Source organism: Kitasatospora sp. NPDC090091 (genome assembly GCF_044747365.1).
Taxonomy (GTDB): domain Bacteria; phylum Actinomycetota; class Actinomycetes; order Streptomycetales; family Streptomycetaceae; genus Kitasatospora.
On sequence record NZ_JBIVDY010000001.1, the window covers coordinates 630,845 to 650,289 of the forward strand.

Below are 19,445 nucleotides of genomic sequence, written 5' to 3' on the forward strand. Positions count from 1 at the left end.
GGTGTGCGGAACGCCGCGCGGGCCGTACGGTGCGCGGACGGGACGGTGCATGTACGGGGGTGGTGCGCTGCACGGGGCGGCCCTTGCCATGGTGGGGGCATGACAAGGACCGGGCCGGCGGTCGCCCCCGCGGAGCGGGCCGCTCGCCGGCGGCCAGCAGCCAACCTACGGGGCGTCCGGACCCGCCGCGATGGACGCGATCCGGGGATCGTGGTGATTTCCTCCGACCCCCGCCCGGAACTCCCCCGGCGTCATCCCGGTTTCCCGCCGGAAGAAGCGGCAGAAGTACGCCGGGTCGCCGAAGCCGGCCTCCCTGGCCACCTGGCGGACGGTCAGATCGGTGCAGGCGAGCAGCCGCTTGGCCTCCAGGGTCTGCTGCTGGCGGATCAGCCGGCCGGGCGTGCGGCCGGTCGCTTCCTTGACCAGGGCCTGGAGATGCCCGGGCGAGACCCCCAACTCCTGGGCGCAGGAGGCCACCGAGCGCCACCCCCGGCCCGGCCCGGCGATCAACCGGGTGAAGGCGGAGACCAGTTCGGCCGACCGGCCGGGCGCCGCACCGTCCGCCCCGGGGAGGGCGGCGCGCATCGCCCGGACGATCAGGATGTGCAGGCTGGCCCGCAGCACACCCGGGTAGCCCGGCGCGCAGCTGCGGTACTCGTGCTCCATGTCGGCCAGCAGCGCGCCGATCGGCCCGGCCCGGTCGCCGAGCGGCAGCGCCGGGCGGACGGCCAGCGAGCGCAGCGCGGCGAGGTCCTGCGGGTGCCCCAGCAGGAAGTCCTCGTTGAAGAGGACGACCTGGCCGGTCAGGCCCTCGGCGTCGGCCCAGTAGTGCACCTGGCCGGGGGCGATGACGCACAACTGCGGCGGGCGCAGCGGGCGGTGGACCAGGTCCAGCACATGGGCGCCGCGGCCGCCGGTGACGTGGACGATCTCGAAGAAGGAGTGCCGGTGGGGGAAGCCCGCGCGGGAGAGCGGGCCGATGGCGTCGAAGCTGCCGATCGCGAAGGGCAGCAGGTGCGGCAGGGGGACCTGCAGGCGGTGCAGCGGCAGGTCCAGGTGGGGGGCGGTCCGTCGCTCGTCCATCGGAGCAGTGTGCGGCCGGAGCGCCACGCAGGTCCAGACCAATGCCGGTCGGGCCGGGGCCGCGGCGGCGGTACTGCGCTCAGCCGGGCGTCGCGCCCGGCAAGGTCAGATCGGTGGGGTCAGATCGGCGGCCAGGGGATGGCCGGCCAGTCCTCGGAGGGCAGCGGGTGGCGTCCGGTGCCCCGCAGCTCGGCCACCCGTTCCCGGGCGGCCGCGAGTTCGGCCGCGGTCAGGTGCGGGGCGAGCCGCTCGCCGAGGTCGGCCGCCAGCCGCCCGGCCAGCCCGGTCAGCATCTCCAGGGCCTCCGCCGGCAGCGGCTGCCCTGCCCAGCCCCAGAGCAGGGTGCGCAGCTTGCCCTCGGTGTTGAAGGTGACCCCGTGGTCGATGCCGTAGATCCGGCCGTCGGCGGCGCAGATCAGGTGGCCGCCCTTGCGGTCGGCGTTGTTGAGGACGGCGTCCAGCACGGCCAGCCGCCGCAGCCGCCGGTCGTCGGGGTGCACCAGCAGGGCGGTGCGTCCGCCGCCGACCTCCGCGTGGGTGATCGGCAGCCAGCCCTCCTCCGGCCCCTGCGGGTCCTGGAGGGCGAGCAGCGGGGCGGCGCCCGGATCGGGCTCGACCCAGAGCTGGACCATTCCGGGCCCGTGCGGGCCGTCCCGCAGCACGGTCGGCGGGACGAGCGCCCATCCGGTGGCGGCGGCGAGCTCGTACGCGGCGACCTCGCGGCCGGCCAGGGTGCCGTCCGGGAAGTCCCAGAGCGGGCGCTCGCCGGCCACCGGCTTGTAGACCGCCTGCGCGGTGCGGCCGTCCAGCGCGACGCTGCAGTACAGCGCGGCGTTCGAGGCGTCGGCCAGCCGGCCGTGCACCGTCAGCTCGCCCTCGCGCAGCAGGTGCAGCGCGGCGGGTGCGTCGGCGGCCAGCGCCGCGCCCGCCGCCGGGTCCGCCTGCGGCGGGGTCTCGGTGTTCAGCGCCGGTAGCCGTTCGCGCGCGGGCACAGGTGGCCCTCCGGGTCGAGCGGCAGGTTGCAGAACGGGCAGGGCTTGCGGCCCGCGGCGACCAGGTCCAGCGCCCGCTTGGCGAACACCCGGGCCATTGCGCCGGTCAGCCGCACCCGCAGCATGTCGGGGCCGTCCTCGGTGTCCTCGAAGACGGACTCGGCGTCCTCCTCGTCCTCCTCCTCGACCACCGCCTGGGCCTCGACCACCAGGCAGCTGTCGATGCTGTCCCAGGCCAGCGCCATGGTGCCGACCCGGAACTCCTGCTCCAGCGGCAGGTCCAGCGGCGCGGTGTCCAGCAGGTCGGCCGGCGCGGCGGCGGGGATGGAGGCGTCGCCGCCGCTGCGCCGCAGCGCCTCGTCCAGCACCTCCTCGATCCGCTCGGCGAGCGCGGCGACCTGGGTCTTCTCCAGCAGCACGCTGGTGATCCGCCCCCGGGCGCTGGCCTGCAGGTAGAACGCCCGGGCGCCGGGCTGGCCGACGGTGCCGGCCACGAACCGTTCGGGCTGGTCGTAGAAGAAGACCTGACGGGGCACGCTTCTCGCTCCGGATCGTGTCGATCGTGGTGGTCGATCGGGGTGGTCGGACGGGTCGGGCATCGATGGGGCTCGTAAGTCACCCTACGACCTTCGGGCCCGGCCCGGGGAGCCGAAGTCGGGGAGCCGGGCGGGCGAGCCGGGCCGGTCAGGCCGCGCCGGTCGCGCCGCCGACCACCGCGTCCCCGGCCGGAGTACCGCTGCCGCCGGCGGACCGGCCGCCCGGCTTCGGGGCGAGCGGGGAGAGGTCGCCGGTGTCGCCCATCCTCAGTACGAAGGGCCGCTGCGGGGTGTAGCGGACGGCGGTGACCGAGCAGGGCTCGACGCTGATCCGCTGGAAGTGGTCGAGGTGCAGGCCCAGCGCATCGGCCACCACGGCCTTGATCACGTCGCCGTGCGAGCAGGCGATCCAGACCGCGTCCTCGCCGTACTCGGCGGCGATCTTCGCGTTCCACTCGCGGACCGCGCCCACCGTACGGTGGCTCAGCTCGCGCAGCGACTCGCCACCGGGGAAGGCTGCGGCCGCCGCGTGGTCCTGGACGGTGCGCCAGAGCGGCTCCTTGGCCAGCTCGGCCAGCGGCCGGCCGGTCCAGTCCCCGTAGTGGCACTCGCCGAGGCGCTCGTCCTCGGCGGGCGGGCCGAGTTCGGGCCGGGCGGCGAGCAGCGGCTCCAGGGTCTGCCGGCAGCGCTCCAGCGGGCTGCTCACGGCCTGCACCAGCGGGATCCCGGCGAGCCGGCCGGCCAGCGCGGCGGCCTGGGCGCGGCCGGTGTCGTCGAGGTCCACCCCGGGCGTCCAACCGGCCAGGATTCCGGCGGTGTTCGCGGTCGAGCGGCCGTGGCGGACGAGCAGCAGGGTGGGCATGGGGCCCAGCCTACGGCCTCCCGGGCGGCGACGTCCGGCCCCCGTTCCTCCGGGGGCCGGTCTCCGGCCCCCGGGGTGGCGGCCGGGGGCTCCGGGGGTGGTGGCCGGGCCTCCGGGGTGGCGGCCGGGGGCCTGCGGGGTGGCGGTTTCCGTCCCCGGGGTGGGAGGAGGTCCTGCCGTCCCGGCCGCGGAGGGGCCACAATGGCCCGCGTGATCGTCCATTGCGCAATCTACCGCGACGGCCGCCGGACCGAGTGCCCCGATGGCCACGCCGGCGCCCTCGCCGCCGCGCGCGCGGCCGGCCGGGGCTCCTTCGTGTGGATAGGCCTCTTCGAGCCGAGCTCCGAGGAACTGGAGCAGGTCGGCCGGGAGTTCGGCCTGCACCCGCTGGCGGTGGAGGACGCCGTCCGCGCGCACCAGCGCCCGAAGGTGGAGGCCTACCAGGGCTCGCTGTTCGTTGCGCTCAAGACGCTCGGCTACCACCCGGGCGGCCACGCGGTGACCGGCGGCGAGGTGATGGTCTTCGTCGGCGAGGACTTCGTGATGACGGTCCGCCACGGCGCCGACAGCCCGCTCGGCGAGCTGCGGACCGAGCTGGAGCAGCAGCCGGAGGTGCTGAAGTACGGGCCGAGCGCCGTCCTGCACGCGGTCTGCGACTCGGTGGTGGACGGGTACGTGGACGTGGCGGTCGCCCTCCAGGCGGACCTGGACGAGCTGGAGGCGGACGTCTTCGCCCCCGGCCGGATCGGCCGCGACACGGCCGGCCGGATCTACGGCTACAAGCGCCAGCTGGTGGCCGTCCGCCGGGCGACCGGCCCGCTGCTGGAGCCGATGCTGCGGCTGGAGGGCGGCGGCGTGCCGTTCGTCCGCCCCGAGGCGCTGCCGTACCTGCGGTCCGTCGCCGACCACCTGGCCCGGGCCAACGACCAGGTGGACGCCATGGACCGGCTGCTGTCGGACATCCTGAGCGCCAACCTGGCGCAGGTCAGCGTCCAGCAGAACAACGACATGCGGAAGATCTCGGCGTGGGCGGCGCTGGCCGCGGTGCCGACCATGATCGCGGGCGTGTACGGCATGAACTTCGAGCACATGCCGGAGCTGCACCAGCCCTGGGGGTATCCGGCGGCGGTGGCGCTGATGGTGCTGGTCTGCGTGGCGCTGCACCGGGTGTTCAAGCGGCACGACTGGCTGTAGGGCCCGAGCCGCCACGGGCCGGCCGCCCCCCCCCCCCCCGGCAGGGCCCGACCGTTCGCACGGTCCGGGCCCCGGCGGGGCGGCCCGCCCGGTCAGGCGAGTCCGGCGCGCTCCAGGGCCTCGACGCCGGTGCGCAGCGCGAGCACCCGCTCCTCCAGGCTGAAGCCGGCCGGCGCCAGGGTGAGCGTGGTGACGCCCGCGTCGGCGTAGGCCTGCATCCGGTCGGCGATCCGGGCGGTGTCGCCGAGCAGCGAGGTGGCGTCGATCAGGTCGTGCGGGACGGCGGCCGCGGCACCCGCGTAGTCCTTGGCCAGGTACTTCTCCTGGATCTCGTCCGCCGCCTGCTCGTAGCCCATCCGCCGGGCGAGCTGGTTGTAGAAGTTCTTCTCGCGGCTGCCCATGCCGCCGATGTAGAGCGCCGCGTAGGAGCGCAGCGCGTCGGCGCCGGCCTTGGTGTCCTCGCCGACGGCGATGTTCACGGTCGGGCAGAGGTCGAAGCCCTCCAGGCTCTGCCCGGCCTTGGCCCGGCCGGCCTTCAGCGGGTCGAGCGAGAGCGCGGCGTGCTCGGGCGAGAAGAAGATTCCCAGCCAGCCGTCGGCGATCTCGCCGGTCTGCTCCAGGTTCTTCGGGCCGATCGCCGCGATGTACAGCGGGATCTGCTCGCGCACCGGGTGCACGGTGAGCTTGATCGGCTTGCCCGGACCGCCCGGCAGCGGCAGGGTCCAGTGCTCGCCCTCGTGGACCAGCCGCTCGCGCGACATCGCCTTGCGGATGATCTCCACGTACTCGCGGGTGCGGGCCAGCGGCTTGTCGAACTTGACGCCGTACCAGCCCTCGGAGACCTGCGGGCCGGAGACGCCGAGGCCGAGCCGGAACCGGCCGCCGGAGAGGGTGTCCAGGGTGGCGGCGGTCATCGCGGTCATGGCCGGCGTCCGGGCCGGGATCTGGAAGATCGCCGAGCCGACGTCGATCCGCTCCGTCCGGGCGGCGACGAAGGAGAGCACGGTGGCGGCGTCCGAGCCGTAGGCCTCGGCGGCCCAGCAGACCGAGTAGCCGAGCCGGTCGGCCTCCTGCGCGACGGCGACGTTGTCGGCGTCCATACCGAGTCCCCAGTAGCCGAGGTTGATACCGAGTCGCATCTGCCATGCCTTCCAGTCGGGTTGCTCGCGAGGGTAACCGTGCTCTCGACGGTCATGCTACTGGCCGGTAGGTGTGGCCTGGGCCACATCGCGGCCGACCCGGCGCGCAGTGATCGTCCTGCGGGTCTGCACACCAGCCCGGGCACCGGCCGCTACGCTCAGCCGACGTGGGGACGCCTCTCCCCACCTGCGCGTTCGCCGGGCGGGCCGGTCCCCCCGACGGCCCGCCGTCCCGGCCAGTGAAGGGGCCCGTCCGATGGAAAAGCGTCACCTCGGCCGTACCGGGCTGCAGGTCTCCCGGCTCGGCCTCGGCACCATGACCTGGGGCCGGGACACCGACGAGCACGAGGCCGCCGAGCAGCTCAAGGACTTCGTCGACGCCGGCGGCAACCTGGTCGACACCGCCGACGTGTACGCGGACGGCGGCGCCGAGTACCTGCTCTCCCGGCTCACCGACAGCCTGATCCCCCGCTCCGAGCTGGTGATCGCCACCAAGGCGGGCAGCGTCCCGGAGTCCGGCCGCCGCTTCGACGGCTCGCGCGGCCACCTGCTCGCGGCGCTGGACGCCTCGCTGCGCCGGCTCGGCACCGACTACGTCGACCTCTGGCAGGTGCACGCATTCGACCCGGCCACCCCGGCCGAGGAGACCCTCAGCGCCCTCGACATCGCCGTCGCTTCCGGGCGCGCCCGGTACGTCGGGGTCTGCGACTACAGCGGCTGGCAGCTCGCCAAGGCCGCCACCTGGCAGCGCGCCCACCACGGTCGGGTGCCGCTGGCCGGCGTGCAGCTGGAGTACTCGCTGCTCCAGCGCGGCATCGAGCGCGAGGCCGTGCCGGCCGCCCGGGACGCCGGGGTCGGCCTGCTCGCCTCCTCGCCGCTCGGGCGCGGCGTGCTCACCGGGAAGTACCGGCACGGCGTCCCGCAGGACTCGCGCGGCGCCTCGCCGTACCTCTCCGGCTTCGTCCAGCCGTACCTCGGGGAGCGCTCGCGGCGGATCGTGGACGCGGTCGCCACCGCCGCTGACGGCCTGGCCAGCAGCCCGCTGGCGGTGGCCCTCGCCTGGGTGCGGGACCGGCCCGGGGTCGCCTCGGCGCTGGTCGGGGCGCGGACGGTCGGGCAGCTGCAGGCGGCGCTGTCAGTGGAGGCGCTTACTCTTCCGGGTGAGATCCGCGGTGCGCTCGACGACATCTCGGCGCCGGTCCACCGCTACCCGGACCAGGGGTGGAGCGAGCTGTAGGCGTGCGCGCCGCCCCCGGTGCGGGCGACCGATCCGCCCCTGAACGACCCGACCGACCTGTACCGACCTGTGTAGAACGACCGACTCGACGTGACCCGACCGATCTGACCGACCCGGCCCGACCAGCCGGCGCGACCGACCGGTGCCGCCGCCGCCCGCAGCGGCCGCACCGACCCGACCAAGCCGACCGCACCCCGGCGCGCCGGCAGCCGACGGCTGCCCCGCGACCGGCGCCGGCCGGCGCCCAGCAGTGGAGTGACCTTTCTTGGAGCGAACGATGAGTGCCACGGAGAACAACGCTTCGGAGGAGACCTCGACTGCCCCCGACGCGGCCGACGCCGCCGGCGGCGGATCCGGCGGCGCTCTCTCCGGCGCCGAGAAGGCCGCCGCGGTGGCGGCCCTGGCCGAGCGGATCCGGACCATCGGGCAGCAGGACGGCGGCCAGGCACCGCGGACCCCGCGGAAGCCGCAGGCCCCCCGGCCGAGCGCCGAGGAGGAGGGCCCGGCCGAGGCCGAGGCCCCGGGCGGGCAGGCCGGCGGTGCGGCTCACGGCGCCCAGGACGCTCCGGCCGGGGACGCGGGCGCGACGGCGGCGGCTCCCGCAGCCGCCCGGCCGGCCCCGGTCCGGGCCGAGACCGACGAGCAGCGCGCGCAGGCCCTCAAGGACACCGCCGACGTGCTGGCCGCCGGCGGCGCGCCCGCGGACCTCGCGCCCGCCGCCGTGGCCGCGTTCGGCGACGGCGCCGCCGAGCAGCTGCGCGCGGACCCGTGGGCCGTGCTGGCCCTGCCCGGCGTCCGCCCCGAGCACGCGGACGGCTTCGCGCGCGGCCTGCTCGGGCCCGCCGCCGGTCCGGGCGATCAGCGCCGGGCCCAGGCGCTGGTGCCGTGGCTGCTGGAGCAGTCCGCCCTGCGCGGCCACTCCGCCGTCGAGATCGGCGAGGTGACGGCCGGTCTCGACCGCCTCGGCCTGCCCGACGCCGCCGCGGCCCTGCAGGCCGCCGTGCTCGACGGCCGGGCGATGCCGTTCCAGGAGGAGCTCACCGGTCCCGAGGCCCATGCGGCGGGCGGCGACGAGGACGAGCCGCCGACCCGTACCGTCCTCGCGCTGGAGCGGCTCGCCCTGGCGGAGGAGAGCCTCGCGGACGGCCTGGTCCGGCTGATGTCGACCTTCGTCCCCGGCGAGGACCCGGACGAGGGCGAGGCCGAGGCCGAGGGCGAGGGCGAGGGCGCAGACGAGGCCGAGGATGCGGCGTCCGACGACGACACGGACACCGACACCGACGCGGGCACCACCACGCCCGCCGACGCCGCGCCCGCCGACCCCGGGCCCGCCGCCTGGGAGGCGGCCGCGGCCTCGGCCACCTCCACCTCCGCCACCGCCCTGGTCCGGGCCGCCGCCGAGCACGCCCTGATCACCCACACCGGCGGCGAGGCCGCCCGGGCCGAGCCGGCCGCGCTGGTGCGCGCCGCCACCGGCCTCGGGCTCCGCGCCTGGGCCGCCACCTGGACCGACCAGGGCCGGGACAGCCTCGCCGCACTCGCCGACGGCCCGCTGCAGGCCGTCACCCTCGCCGAGCTGCTGGCCGGTACCGCCGGCCCCGGCCGTTCCTCCGACGGCACGCTCGCGCTCGACCTGCTGGTCGTCCTGGACGCCCCGCTGCTGGACGTCGAGCTGGCCGCGACCCTGCTGGAATCGCTCGCCGACGGCACCCGGCTGGTCCTCAGCGGCGACCCGGGCCAGCTCTGGTCCGCCGGCCCCGGCCGGTTCTTCGCCGACCTGCTGACCGCCAAGGTCTGCCCCACGGTCGCCTCCCGGACCCCGGACTTCGGCCCGATCGGCGAACTGGTCTCGGGCGTCGGCATCGGCGAGCTGCAGCCGGTCGAGGCGCCGGACAAGGAGGTGGTCATCCTGACCGCCAAGGACGGCACCGAGGCCGTCCACCGGGCGATCCAGCTGCTCACCGACTCGATCCCGCGCGCGCTCGGCATCCCCGCCGAGCAGGTGGTGCTGCTCACCGCCGGCCACGGCGGCGCCGCCGGCACCCGGGCGCTCAACGCGGCCGCCAAGGCCCGGCTCAACCCCGGCCCGGGCCGCTTCGGCGGCTTCGACCCGGGCGACCGGGTGGTGGACTCGCCGGCCCCCGGCACCACCCGCCCGGCCCGCGTCCTCGACGGCGACGCCGACGGCCTGCACCTCGAGTACGCGGACGGCGCCCGCCGCACCGTCCCGCCCGCCGAGGCGGCCCGGCTGCGGCACGGCTGGGCGCTGACCGTCCACCAGGCGGTCGGCCGCCGCTGGCCGGGCGCCGTCGTGGTGGTGCCGGGCGACGCGGGCCCGGCGCTGACCCGGCAGTGGGTCTACACCGCGTTCGGCCGCGGCGAGCGCCACCTCTCGGTGGTCCACGCCGCCGGGCCGGCCCTCCCCCAGGCCGTCGCCGAGCGCCCGGCCCAGCCCCGCACCACCCGACTGCGCGCCATCCTGGCCGAGAACGCGGCACAGGCCTACTGACGGCTCCCCACCCACCCCGGGTACCGACCGGACGAGGCCGTCACCCCGCCCCGCCGTCGGTGCCCGGGTCTAGGCTGCGACGGGCGGCCGAACCCGGGCCCGCCCGGTGTACGAAGCGAAGTCCAGGCAAGGGGAGAGCATGACCACTCTGGAGAACCGGCCCCGCACGGCCCTGCTCGTCATCGACGTGCAGAACGACGTCGTCGCGGCGGCGTACCAGCGCGACACCGTCGTCGCCAACATCGCCGCCCTGGTGGACCGGGCCCGGCAGGAGCAGGTGCCGGTCGTCTGGGTCCGGCACTCCGACGACGAGCTGGTCCTCGGCAGCGGCGGCTGGCAGATCGTCCCCGAGCTGGTGCCCGCCGAGGGCGAGGCGATCGTGGAGAAGCTCTTCCGCGACTCCTTCGAGGCCACCACGCTGGAGGCCGAGCTCGCGGGCCTCGGGGCCGGGCGTCTCGTCGTCTGCGGCTCCCAGACCGACTTCTGCGTCCGGTCGACCCTCCACGGCGCGCTCGCCCGGGGCTACGACGCCCTGCTGGTCAGCGACGCCCACACGACGGAGGACCTGACCGCATGGGGCGCTCCGGCGCCGGCGCAGGTCATCGCTCACACCAACATGTACTGGTCCACCCAGCGCGCGCCCGGGCGCACCGCCGGAACGGCCGAGACCAAGACCGTGGACTTCGCCGCGGCGTCCTGAGCCCTGCCTCGGGGTGCGGGGGCCCAGAGCTCCCGCGCCGCCGCGTGCGCCCCGCTCGCACGGAGCGGAACGGCCGAAACCATGCGCCTGCAGAAGCGGTCCGGCAGCCCTGCGCCCGCCGGGCGCACTGCCCACCGGACGCCTCGGAGGCGGCCGCGAACGGCGCGGGGCGGCGGCGGGACGGGTGTCCCGCCGCCGCCCCGGGCGGCGCTCAGTCGTCGAGGTCCTCGTCGTCGTAGACCTCGCTGACGTCGAACCGGCAGATCAGCAGCTGCGGATCGGCGTGCTCGAACGGCTCGGGCAGCCACTCCCCCGGCTCACTCGGCTCGGCCGCGGCGACCCAGAGCGTCGAGTCCGCCTCCTCCAGGCCGAACTCCTCGCTGCGGGCGGCGATCTCGTCCGGCTCGTACTCGCCGAACAGCACGCCGATCGCCGCGTTCACGCCGCCGGTCTCGCCACCGCCGGGGGTCAGCGAGTCGTCCAGCCGCTCGGCCTGGGCGCGCAGTCGCTTCGGGTCCACCACGTGGTAGTCGCGACGGATCAGCACGCTGATCGCCTCGGGCTGTTCGGGGCCGTGGAACCCGCCCGGGCCCTCGTCGCCGGGCACCTCGAACGGGGTGACCTCGTCGTAGGCCTCGTAGAGGAGTTGGTCGTACGCGATGGCCGCCGTCGCGAGCTGCTCGTAGGCGGCGAACACGGCGGGATCATCCGCTGTGTTGGGGCTTGACACCGCTTCCAGATGACGGTCGATGGCGGCCTTGACCGCCTCGGCGGCGGCGCGTACCTCGGCAATGGTGGGCTGCGCGGCATCAGACATGGTGCAGACGCTATCTCCCCGCGGTGTCGGTACGCACAGCGGTTGTCACCTACACCCGCGATTTCACCGCAACTTCCGCCCCGATGTCCGATCCGGGTGGTTCTGTGCCCGCGCACGCCCCGCGCACGGCCCCCCTCGGCAGTCCTCGCCACCGCACGGCACCCCTTGCCTCCCCACGGCACCCATCGCCGCCGTGCGGTGGCACGGTCGGGCCGGCCGGGTGCCGCTTGGCGCACCGTGATCGGGGTATTCCGTCAGCAGGAGAAGTGGATCTGATGCAGTGTCAGTCCTCCGGCCGGGGTGCGGGTGGAGCCGTGCCGCGGCCGGCGTGCGAGCCCGGCCGAAAATACCCGGGCCCGTTGTCGGAGGCAGGCCGTAGGCTTGCCTCCAGGTGTCCTTCAGGAGGAGCGTCTTGACCCCAGCGAAGCCGGTCCGGCAGCCGGAGTACGAGTACCAGTCGCTGCGCATGCCGCGCGGCACCTCACGCAACGCGGCACGCCAACTGCTCACCGACCATGCCGAGTACGGGCATTGGGAGCTGGACCGGCTGAGACTGTTCCCGGACGGCAGCCGGACGGTGCTGCTGCGCCGGCGGATCATCCGCCAGGTGCGGAGCTGGTGACGGGCGTCGCTCGCACCGCCCGGGCCGCGCGCCGCAGGCGCCGCAGCCGGCCCGGGCACCCCGACCGCTGAGCACCCGTTGAGCACCCGCTGAAACACACGCGCGCCCGCGGCCGTCGGACCAGACGACGGCCGCGGGCGCGCGGCGTTCACCGCCGCCCGGGCCGGCTCCTCCAGCCGGCCCGGGCGGCGTCAGCGGCTCAGCGCACGCCGGCGCGGGCCCGCCGGTACAGGACGCCGCCGCCGACCAGCAGGGCGACGCCGGCCGCACCGAGCAGCTCGGTGCCGCCCGCGCCGGTCGAGGCCAGCTGGCCGGTGGCCTCCGGCGCGGCGGCCGCGGGGCTCGCGCTGTGGGCCGCGGCTGGGACGGCCTGGCTGCTCGCAGGGGTGGCGGGCGCGGTGGACGGGCCGCCCGTCCGCGGGTTGCCCGGCGTGCTCTCGCCGCCGGGGGAGTGCGACGGCGGCGTGGTCGGGGTGGCCGGGGTCGAGTGGGTGGGCGGCGGCGGGCTGGGCGTGCCGGGCTCCTCCGGGCAGTCGTCATCGGGCTTGCCGGGCGGGTTGGGGGCCGGGGTGCCCTCGTTCGCGCAGGTGTTCCCGAAGGCCGGGTTGCCGACGCCGACCACGTTCACCGAGTTGCCGCAGGCGTTCACCGGCACGTGGACCGGCGCCTGGACGCTGTTGCCGGAGGCCACGCCCGGTGACCCCGCCGCCGTCCCGGAGGCGGAGGAGCCGGACGTGGCGCTCTTGCCGCCACCATGCCCGCCGTCGTGCCCGCCACCGGCCCGACCGTCGATGTTGGCGCAGCGGTTGCCGTAGGCCGGGTTGAGCAGCCCGACCACGTCGGCGGTGTTGCCGCAGGCGTTGATCGGCACCTCGACCGGCACCTGCACCGAGTTCCCGGAGGCCACGCCCGGCGACCCGGCCGCCCCGCCCTGCGCCTCGGCACCCGCGTGGGCGTAGCCGGCGGTCGAGGCCAGGACACTGCCGGTGGCCACGACCGTGAGGAGCCCCTTCTTGGCTACATTCCTCATATATTCCCCTGACGTATCGAGACGAGGTAAGACCTACAGAAAGTCGGAAATTCCGAACAACTGGCCCGGCCTTTGAGTGCACAGGCTTAACGAGGTGCCGGCGGCGGGGTTGAGCCGAACGAACCAGCTTCACCCGATCGAGCGACGCCACCGACCGGGCCCGAACAGACAAGCGCCCCCGGTGCGGCGCGTCCGCCACCCGGGGGCCAAGAGAGTCGACCCGACAGCCGGCCGGTCAGCCGGTCAGGCGGTCAACCCCGCGCTCAACGGCGCCCGACGGGAGTCCGTCGGCGCCCGGCGAGCGGCGCGTCTCGTACGCGGCTCAGAAGTTGGCGCAGTGGTTGCCGAACGCCGGGTTCAGCAGGCCGATCACGCTGACGGTGTTGCCGCAGACGTTGACGGGGATGTGCACGGGGATCTGCACCTGGTTGCCCGCGACGACGCCCGGGGAGCCGGCGGCCACACCCTCGGCGGCGGCACCGCCGTGAGCGGACGCGACACCGGCGGCGGCCAGCACCAGACCACTGGTGACAGCGGTGACGGCGGCGATCTTCTTGACCTTCATCATTCCTCCTGTATGGACAACGCAACCCGTTCGGCGGGCTGCACAGGAATGAACGAGGGTGTGGCAAACGGGGTACGGACCGGATTCCCCATTCACCCGCAACGGTGAAGGTACGCACAGACGCTCGAACCGTAAATCCGGGCAGAATCGTTTCTCTCGATCTCCGTTCCGCCGTCCCAAATCATTAGCTCGGACAATGCGGACGGCCCGCCCCCGGCACTCCGGGAGCGGGCCGCGGCAGCCGTCTCGGCAGGCGTCGGCAGCTGTCGGTTCAGCAGGCGTCGGTTCAGCAGGCGTCGATGAACCGGTCCAGCACCCGGACGCCGAACTTCAGCCCGTCCACCGGCACCCGCTCGTCCACGCCGTGGAACATCCCGGCGAAGTCCAGCTCCGGCGGCAGCTGCAGCGGCGCGAAGCCGAAGCAGCGGATGCCGAGGTCCTGGAAGGACTTGGCGTCCGTCCCGCCGGAGAGGCAGTACGGCACCGCGCGCGCGATCGGGTCCTCGGCCCGCAGCGCGGTCTGCATCGCCTCGACCAGGGCGCCGTCGAAGCTGGTCTCGATCGCCTTGTCCGAGTGCACGCTCTCCCGCTTCACCCGCGGGCCGAGCACGCTGTCCAGCTCTGCCAGGAACTCCTCCTCGTAGCCGGGCAGGAAGCGCCCGTCCACGTGCGCGGTCGCCTGGCCGGGGATCACGTTGACCTTGTAGCCGGCGCCGAGCATGGTCGGCTGGGCGGTGTTGCGCAGCGTGGTGCCGATCATCTTGGCGATGCCGCCGAGGACGCGCAGGGTCTCGTCCATGTTCTCCGGGTCGAGCTCGACGCCGAGGGCGTCGGACAGCTCGTCCAGGAACGCCCGGACCGTCTTGGTGATCCGCAGCGGGAACTGGTGGCGCCCGAGCCGGGCGACCGCCTCGCACAGCTCGGTGATGGCGTTGTCGTCGTTCTCCATCGAGCCGTGCCCAGCCCGGCCCTCGACCGTGAGCCGCATCCAGTGCATGCCCTTCTCGGCCGTCTCGATCAGGTAGAGCCGGGCCCGGTCGTTCACCGTGAAGGAGAAGCCGCCGACCTCGCCGATCGCCTCGGTCACGCCCTCGAACAGCCCGGGGTGCTTGTCCACCAGGAAGCGCGCGCCGTACGTCCCGCCGGCCTCCTCGTCCGCCAGGAAGGCGAGCACCAGGTCGCGCGGGGGCTTGCGCCCGGTGCGCAGCCGGTCGCGCACGACGGCCAGCGTCATCGCGTCCATGTCCTTCATGTCGACCGCGCCGCGCCCCCAGACGCAGCCGTCGGCGATCTCCCCGGCGAACGGGTCGTACGTCCAGTCCGCCGCGTTGGCCGGCACCACGTCGGTGTGCCCGTGGATCAGCAGGCCCGGACGCGACCGGTCCTCCCCCTCGATCCGGACCACGGTCGAGGCGCGCCCCTTGGCCGACTCGAAGATCTGCGGTTCGAGGCCGAACTCCGCGAGCTGCTCGGCCACGTACTCGGCGGCCTTCCGCTCCCCCGGACCGGAACCGTCGCCGTAGTTGCTGGTGTCGATCCGGATCAGATCGCGGCAGATCTCGGCGACCTCCGACTCAGCCGTCACCTTCGGCGCCGCAGCCCGCCCCGTCGTCGACTCGCTCCGCTCGCTCACGGTCACTCCTCGTCTCTGGCCCGCACCGACGCACCAGCGCGCCACCCCCGGGACCTGCACCCGGGCCGTACGAGCACGTCCGCCCATCCTCCCCCAGCCCCCTGGCCGGATCCACCCCGCGCGTCCTGCGGAAACCGGGGGAAACCCGCTGGTCACACCCCCGCCACGGATCGCCCCTTGCCCCGGCCACCAGCCCGGCTCCCCCTCCAGGAGGCGTTTTGGGACCACAAGCCGATCTTTGCTACAGTTACATCTGTCAGCGCGGCCGACGAGGCCGAAGAGACAACACCCGGTCCGGGTGGCGGAATGGCAGACGCGCTAGCTTGAGGTGCTAGTGCCCTTTATCGGGCGTGGGGGTTCAAGTCCCCCCTCGGACACAGATGACATCCCCTCGGGGCTCGCAAGAGCGCCGAGGGGATTCTTCGTTTTCGCGGCCCTACCCGGCCCTACCCCCGGTCCTGCTCGGTCCTACCGACCCTGCCCGGCCCTGCCGGGCCTGGCCTGTTGGTCGGTCGGCCGGCGCCTCGGGGCCGGTCCGCCGCCGGTGGGAGGCGGTGGGGCGTCAGCGCGCGGTCCAGACCGGACAGGTCGGGCGGTGGTGGCGGGTGCGGATGACGGTGCCGCCGAGGGCGCGGTGCTCGGTGGTGGCGACGTCGCAGCAACGGGACGACGGGGCAGCCGGCTGCGGGGAGGGCAGGGCCGGCGCGGCGGCCGCGCGGGGGGCGGCCTGGGCCGGGGTGGGCGGGCGGCGGCGCCGACGGCGGCGGGGGGCGGAGGTGGTCACGGGGCGAGGTTGCCCCGGCCGCGGCGGGTGAATCCAGGTGTCACTCGGACGAGGGACACCCGCGGCGGCCGGGCCCCGCGGCCCGCAGGCCGGGGGGAGCCTCAGAAGGTGATCGTCCGCCCCTCGGCGGCGGCCTGGCGGGCGGTGTAGGCGACGCCGTGGACCTTGAGGCCGCTGGGGTCGAGCAGGGTGATCGACCCGCCGTGGTTGCCGAGTTCGAAGCCGTTTCCGCCGTGCACGACGAGCGTGGCGCCGGCCGCCAGCGGTCCGGCGGGCAGCGCGAGCCGGTGCCCGGCCCGGTCGGCGAGGTGCCAGCCGGTCAGGTCGGCCGGGTCTGCCGAGGTGTTGAGCAGGGTGACGGTCTCGTCCTCGGGCGCCGGGCCGGCCGGGTTGACGACGGCCGCGACGATGCGCAGCGGGGCGTCCTGGCCGGTCGGGTCGGTCGGGCGGGGCGGGGTGCCGGGCAGTGCGTGGCCGGTGACGTCGTCGGTGTGCCACGCCTGGGTCTGGAAGGCGAGGAAGACCGCGACCCAGCGGTCGTCGGCGGGCAGGTGGATCAGCAGGCCGCCGTCCTGGAAGACGCCGTCGTCGGAGCGGAAGCGGCCGCTGTTGCCCTGGTTCATGTGGATGTCGTGGACGCCGTTGCCGGGCAGGAAGCCGAAGACCTTGTCGGGGACGGCCGGCTCGGGGCCGAAGCGCTGGCCGATCAGGTACACGGCGGCGGCGGGGTCGGCGATGGCGCGCTGCAGGTAGTGGTCGAGCAGGTCGGCCAGGTCGTTGTCGGCGCCGGGCAGGTCGGGCGGCAGGGTGCGCAGGGCGGCCGGGTCGAAGAGGTTGCCGCGGATGAAGTCCAGGCCGGCCGTGCCGGGCTTCGAGGAGAGGCCGGTCCAGCCGCTGCCGGCGTCCGGGAGCTGCGCGGTGAGCGGGTGCCGGAAGTCGTCGACGACGACGTAGAGCAGGTCCGAGGGGGCCTGCTGCGACTGGACGTTGACCGCTGCCCGGTAGTCGGTGCCGTGCGCGTCGCGCAGGTGGATCTGGTAGTGCGGGGTGTCGGTGGCGCCTTCGCGGCGGCGGTCGACGGCGGTGGCGGCGAGCACGCCGTAGTTCTTCAGGGGCATGGGTGAGGTCCTTCGGCCGGTCCGGTGGGCCCCGGTGGACGGGAGCCCCCTCCGTGGTGCGGGAACCCCTCCGTTATGCCGCACCGGCGGGCCCGGCCACCCGGGAATCGACGGATGTTCACCGGCCGTCCGCCGAACGGGTCTACCGGGCCGCCGGCCTCGACGGCGGCGCGACGGCCGCGTCCGTGCTCCGGCGGCGGGCGAGGGTGCGGACCAGCTCGCCGACCACGCTGGCGGTCACGGCCGCCACGATGAGCAGCGGCATCGCGTTCCGCGCGTCCTCGCCGATCAGCTCCGCCGCGAGGATGACGCTGGTGACCGGCAGCCGGGTGACCGCCGCCGCGGCGGCGGCGATGCCGGCGGCCAGCCCCGACGCCACCCCGAGGCCCGGCAGCGGGCCGCAGGCCACCCCCAGCGTGGCGCCGATCAGGACGGCCGGGAAGATCGGACCGCCGCGCATGCTGCCCAGGGCGATGCCCCAGCCGGCCGCCTTGCAGAGCGTCAGCGCCAGCAGGGCGCCGATCGGCCAGGCCCCCGGCTCCGCGGCCAGGCTGCCGAGGGTGAGCTGCCCGGAGAGCGCGGCCTCCTCCGGGGAGCGCCCGGTGAGCAGTGCGTACGCGGTGATGCACGCCCCGACCGCGACCGAGCAGACCACCGTCCGTACGGCGGTCTGACGGGTGGTCGGCGGGGGCGCGGGCCCGTCCGGATCCCCCGTGGTGTACGCCTTGACCCGCCGTCCGAGCAGCTGGCCGCAGACGCAGATCACGGTCACCGCGGCCGCGAGCGGGAGGCCCCAGAGGAAGTCTCCGGCGTCCGGGACGCCCTCGGGCGGCACGGAGGGCAGCGAGAGCGCACCGATCGACAGGCCGGTCCAGTGGCCGAAGCCGGTGAACACGAGCGCGCCGATGCCGCTCGCCAGCAGACAGGGCAGGATCAGCGCCATCAGCCGCGGGCCGCCGAGGCCGGCCGCCTCGATCATCATCACACCGGCGACCAGCGGGCTGCCGAAGATGGTCGAGATCGCCGCCGCCGAGCCGGCCGCGCCGAGCACCGGCGCCAGCTGGGGCCGCTCGGCCCGCCGGAAGGAGCGGACGGCGAGCAGGGCCAGGCCGCTGCCCATCGCCATCAGCGGGGCCTCGGGGCCGAGCACCGCACCGAGCGGCAGACAGGCGAGGGCGGCCAGCACCACGCCGGGCACCGCGATCGGCGGGGTGGGCGGGCCGCCGAGGCCGTCGACCGGGATGTGGCCGCCGCGCCCCGGCACCCGGGTGACGATCGGGGCGAGCAGCAGACCGGCGAGCAGCAGCGCGGGCAGCCCCCACCACCAGGGTGCGCGGTCGAAGCCGGCGGCCACCGGGAGGCTCTCCCAGACCCAGTGCTGGAGTTCGTGCTCCAGGCTGACGAAGCCGAACGCGATCAGCGAGACCGGGATGCCGAGCGCGGCCGAGATCAGCAGGAGGCGGAGGTACCCCTTCGCCAGCAGGACGTCCCGCAGGGTGGGGCCGCCCGCCGGCCCGGTCTGCTGGGGCATGCCCGCTCCTTCGCGTCGCCGGGGCAGGCAGCCCGGCCCCGTCCTGCGACCGAGTCTCACCCGGGGCGCGCCGCCCCGCACGGTGGCCGGCGCCCTCCGCGCGGCGCGGCGCGCCCGGGTTGCGCCACAGGGGTGAGCGGGCCCCGGGCACCCGGCGACGGACGGGGCGTCAGGCCTGCGGGGCGGGCTGGGTCTCCCGGGCGTCCTCGGGCACCCGGCGGGCGTCGCCCAGGGCGCTCTCGATGCCCTGCACCATCCGCCAGAGCGGGGCCCGGCGGCTGGCGATCAGCACCACGACGTCGTCCGCCGCCCCGGTCTCCGGTGCGGCCTCGGCGGGCCGGTCGCTCCAGGTGCCGGTGACGAAGGCCATCGCGGTGTCCACCTCGGCGATCCAGTCGCTCTCGCCGCCCGAGCGCAGCCAGGTGCGCAGCGCGTGGTTGTGCGCGGAGACCACCGCGGCGGCGATCACGTCGGCGCGCAGCGCGCCGTCCGGCCGGTCGGCGAACCGGCCGCGCAGGTAGTGCGCGAGCGTGTGCTCGTAGCGCCAGACCACCGACAGCTCGTACGCGCGCAGGCCGGGCACCTTGCGGGTGAGGCGGTAGCGCTGCACCGAGAAGGACGGCTGCTCGGCGTACATCCGCAGGACGAGCCGGGCGGCACCGCAGGCGTGCCGCACCGGGTCCTCCTCGCCGCTGCCGGAGTCCAGGAACTCCGTCATCTCGGCGAGGCTGCGCTCGTGGTCGGGGAAGACCACGTCCTCCTTGGCCGGGAAGTACCGGAAGAAGGAGCGCCGGCCGACCCCGGCCAGGGAGACGATGTCGTCGATGGTGGTCTGTTCGAAGCCGCGTTCCAGGAAGAGCTCGAAGGCGGCGGCGACCAGCGCCTCACGCATCGCCGGCTTCGGCGGCCCGTCGTTCATGGGCTGGTCCTGCTCTTCCTTCTCGCTCATTCCCGGAACATAGCATCGGCCTCGAACAGCCGGACTGGCGTGCGGTACCGCCCTACGGCAGGTTGCGGGCCATGACGATGCGCTGGATCTGGTTGGTGCCCTCGTAGATCTGCGTGATCTTCGCGTCCCGCATCATCCGCTCCA

The 19,445-nt window shown here is 75.1% G+C and carries 19 protein-coding genes and 1 tRNA gene; 6 read left to right on the forward strand and 14 right to left on the reverse strand.

What is annotated here, in order from left to right; genetic code table 11:
* Nucleotides 1-165 precede the first annotated feature (165 nt).
* From ACIPSC_RS02835 to ACIPSC_RS02850, 4 genes are all read right to left on the reverse strand, one after another.
* Nucleotides 166-1,083, reverse strand: coding sequence for an AraC family transcriptional regulator (locus ACIPSC_RS02835; RefSeq protein ID WP_400822443.1), 918 nt, complete (start codon nt 1,081-1,083; stop codon nt 166-168).
* 119 nt (nt 1,084-1,202) lie between these two features.
* Entirely contained in the window at nt 1,203-2,000 is a 798-nt protein-coding gene (locus ACIPSC_RS02840) for an SCO1664 family protein (RefSeq protein WP_400822504.1), read from the reverse strand.
* Between the two features lie 44 nt (nt 2,001-2,044).
* Nucleotides 2,045-2,611 (reverse strand): DUF3090 domain-containing protein, encoded by a 567-nt coding sequence (locus tag ACIPSC_RS02845; RefSeq protein WP_400822444.1) that lies wholly within the window; start codon nt 2,609-2,611, stop codon nt 2,045-2,047.
* A 148-nt stretch (nt 2,612-2,759) separates the two neighbouring features.
* The gene (locus ACIPSC_RS02850; RefSeq protein WP_400822446.1) at nt 2,760-3,473 is read right to left on the reverse strand and encodes an MSMEG_4193 family putative phosphomutase; all 714 of its coding nucleotides are present in this window, start codon (nt 3,471-3,473) and stop codon (nt 2,760-2,762) included.
* 201 nt (nt 3,474-3,674) lie between these two features.
* On the opposite strand from ACIPSC_RS02850, the gene ACIPSC_RS02855 reads away from it, so the two are divergent.
* A complete protein-coding gene (locus ACIPSC_RS02855) occupies nt 3,675-4,667 on the forward strand; it encodes a magnesium and cobalt transport protein CorA (RefSeq protein ID WP_400822447.1) in 993 nt (330 codons plus the stop codon).
* A gap of 92 nt (nt 4,668-4,759) precedes the next feature.
* Here the strand turns inward: ACIPSC_RS02855 and ACIPSC_RS02860 are convergent, their stop codons facing one another.
* Entirely contained in the window at nt 4,760-5,806 is a 1,047-nt protein-coding gene (locus ACIPSC_RS02860; protein ID WP_400822448.1) for an LLM class F420-dependent oxidoreductase, read from the reverse strand.
* A 256-nt stretch (nt 5,807-6,062) separates the two neighbouring features.
* On the opposite strand from ACIPSC_RS02860, the gene ACIPSC_RS02865 reads away from it, so the two are divergent.
* The 3 genes from ACIPSC_RS02865 to ACIPSC_RS02875 all read left to right on the forward strand — a co-directional run bounded on the left by ACIPSC_RS02865 (nt 6,063) and on the right by ACIPSC_RS02875 (nt 10,252).
* Nucleotides 6,063-7,043: an aldo/keto reductase gene (locus tag ACIPSC_RS02865; RefSeq protein WP_400822450.1), complete on the forward strand. Its 981-nt coding sequence runs from the start codon at nt 6,063-6,065 to the stop codon at nt 7,041-7,043.
* Nucleotides 7,044-7,320: 277 nt separating this feature from the next.
* Nucleotides 7,321-9,552 (forward strand): ATP-binding domain-containing protein, encoded by a 2,232-nt coding sequence (locus ACIPSC_RS02870; RefSeq protein WP_400822451.1) that lies wholly within the window; start codon nt 7,321-7,323, stop codon nt 9,550-9,552.
* 139 nt (nt 9,553-9,691) lie between these two features.
* Nucleotides 9,692-10,252 carry a cysteine hydrolase family protein gene (locus ACIPSC_RS02875; RefSeq protein ID WP_400822452.1) on the forward strand — a complete coding sequence of 187 codons (561 nt, stop codon included), beginning with the start codon at nt 9,692-9,694 and terminating at the stop codon, nt 10,250-10,252.
* Between the two features lie 211 nt (nt 10,253-10,463).
* On the opposite strand, the gene ACIPSC_RS02880 is transcribed toward ACIPSC_RS02875, so the two are convergent.
* Nucleotides 10,464-11,069 (reverse strand): hypothetical protein, encoded by a 606-nt coding sequence (locus ACIPSC_RS02880; RefSeq protein ID WP_400822453.1) that lies wholly within the window; start codon nt 11,067-11,069, stop codon nt 10,464-10,466.
* A 412-nt stretch (nt 11,070-11,481) separates the two neighbouring features.
* On the opposite strand from ACIPSC_RS02880, the gene ACIPSC_RS02885 reads away from it, so the two are divergent.
* Nucleotides 11,482-11,691 (forward strand): DUF5703 family protein, encoded by a 210-nt coding sequence (locus ACIPSC_RS02885; protein ID WP_400822455.1) that lies wholly within the window; start codon nt 11,482-11,484, stop codon nt 11,689-11,691.
* 199 nt (nt 11,692-11,890) lie between these two features.
* Here ACIPSC_RS02885 and ACIPSC_RS02890 read toward each other — a convergent pair whose 3' ends face one another.
* From ACIPSC_RS02890 to ACIPSC_RS02900, 3 genes are all read right to left on the reverse strand, one after another.
* Entirely contained in the window at nt 11,891-12,721 is an 831-nt protein-coding gene (locus ACIPSC_RS02890) for a chaplin (protein ID WP_400822457.1), read from the reverse strand.
* Nucleotides 12,722-13,043: 322 nt separating this feature from the next.
* Nucleotides 13,044-13,289 (reverse strand): chaplin, encoded by a 246-nt coding sequence (locus ACIPSC_RS02895; protein ID WP_400822458.1) that lies wholly within the window; start codon nt 13,287-13,289, stop codon nt 13,044-13,046.
* Nucleotides 13,290-13,572: 283 nt separating this feature from the next.
* Complete coding sequence (locus ACIPSC_RS02900) at nt 13,573-14,919, reverse strand: M20/M25/M40 family metallo-hydrolase (protein ID WP_400822460.1); 1,347 nt, start codon at nt 14,917-14,919, stop codon at nt 13,573-13,575.
* 292 nt (nt 14,920-15,211) lie between these two features.
* Here ACIPSC_RS02900 and ACIPSC_RS02905 point away from each other — a divergent pair.
* Nucleotides 15,212-15,296: transfer RNA gene (locus ACIPSC_RS02905), tRNA-Leu, on the forward strand.
* A gap of 185 nt (nt 15,297-15,481) precedes the next feature.
* Here the strand turns inward: ACIPSC_RS02905 and ACIPSC_RS02910 are convergent.
* The 5 genes from ACIPSC_RS02910 to ACIPSC_RS02930 form a co-directional block, all read right to left on the reverse strand.
* Nucleotides 15,482-15,703: a hypothetical protein gene (locus ACIPSC_RS02910; RefSeq protein WP_400822461.1), complete on the reverse strand. Its 222-nt coding sequence runs from the start codon at nt 15,701-15,703 to the stop codon at nt 15,482-15,484.
* A 101-nt stretch (nt 15,704-15,804) separates the two neighbouring features.
* Nucleotides 15,805-16,821 (reverse strand): DUF2278 family protein, encoded by a 1,017-nt coding sequence (locus ACIPSC_RS02915; protein ID WP_400822462.1) that lies wholly within the window; start codon nt 16,819-16,821, stop codon nt 15,805-15,807.
* A 142-nt stretch (nt 16,822-16,963) separates the two neighbouring features.
* Nucleotides 16,964-18,352 (reverse strand): chloride channel protein, encoded by a 1,389-nt coding sequence (locus ACIPSC_RS02920; protein ID WP_400822463.1) that lies wholly within the window; start codon nt 18,350-18,352, stop codon nt 16,964-16,966.
* Between the two features lie 169 nt (nt 18,353-18,521).
* A complete protein-coding gene (locus tag ACIPSC_RS02925) occupies nt 18,522-19,301 on the reverse strand; it encodes a TetR family transcriptional regulator (protein WP_400822464.1) in 780 nt (259 codons plus the stop codon).
* Nucleotides 19,302-19,353: 52 nt separating this feature from the next.
* The coding region (locus ACIPSC_RS02930) for an acyl-CoA dehydrogenase family protein (RefSeq protein WP_355372531.1) at nt 19,354-19,445 on the reverse strand (92 nt) is incomplete at its 5' end.

Bases quoted from the DNA above. Each gene is read 5' to 3' on its own strand.
- ACIPSC_RS02835 (WP_400822443.1), bottom strand. From the start codon at position 1,083: ATGGACGAGCGACGGACCGCCCCCCACCTGGACCTGCCGCTGCACCGC.
- ACIPSC_RS02850 (WP_400822446.1), bottom strand. From the start codon at position 3,473: ATGCCCACCCTGCTGCTCGTCCGCCACGGCCGCTCGACCGCGAACACC.
- ACIPSC_RS02855 (WP_400822447.1), top strand. From the start codon at position 3,675: ATGGCCCGCGTGATCGTCCATTGCGCAATCTACCGCGACGGCCGCCGG.
- ACIPSC_RS02860 (WP_400822448.1), bottom strand. From the start codon at position 5,806: ATGCGACTCGGTATCAACCTCGGCTACTGGGGACTCGGTATGGACGCC.
- ACIPSC_RS02865 (WP_400822450.1), top strand. From the start codon at position 6,063: ATGGAAAAGCGTCACCTCGGCCGTACCGGGCTGCAGGTCTCCCGGCTC.
- ACIPSC_RS02870 (WP_400822451.1), top strand. From the start codon at position 7,321: ATGAGTGCCACGGAGAACAACGCTTCGGAGGAGACCTCGACTGCCCCC.
- ACIPSC_RS02875 (WP_400822452.1), top strand. From the start codon at position 9,692: ATGACCACTCTGGAGAACCGGCCCCGCACGGCCCTGCTCGTCATCGAC.
- ACIPSC_RS02880 (WP_400822453.1), bottom strand. From the start codon at position 11,069: ATGTCTGATGCCGCGCAGCCCACCATTGCCGAGGTACGCGCCGCCGCC.
- ACIPSC_RS02890 (WP_400822457.1), bottom strand. From the start codon at position 12,721: ATGAGGAATGTAGCCAAGAAGGGGCTCCTCACGGTCGTGGCCACCGGC.
- ACIPSC_RS02895 (WP_400822458.1), bottom strand. From the start codon at position 13,289: ATGATGAAGGTCAAGAAGATCGCCGCCGTCACCGCTGTCACCAGTGGT.
- ACIPSC_RS02915 (WP_400822462.1), bottom strand. From the start codon at position 16,821: ATGCCCCTGAAGAACTACGGCGTGCTCGCCGCCACCGCCGTCGACCGC.
- ACIPSC_RS02920 (WP_400822463.1), bottom strand. From the start codon at position 18,352: ATGCCCCAGCAGACCGGGCCGGCGGGCGGCCCCACCCTGCGGGACGTC.
- ACIPSC_RS02925 (WP_400822464.1), bottom strand. From the start codon at position 19,301: ATGAGCGAGAAGGAAGAGCAGGACCAGCCCATGAACGACGGGCCGCCG.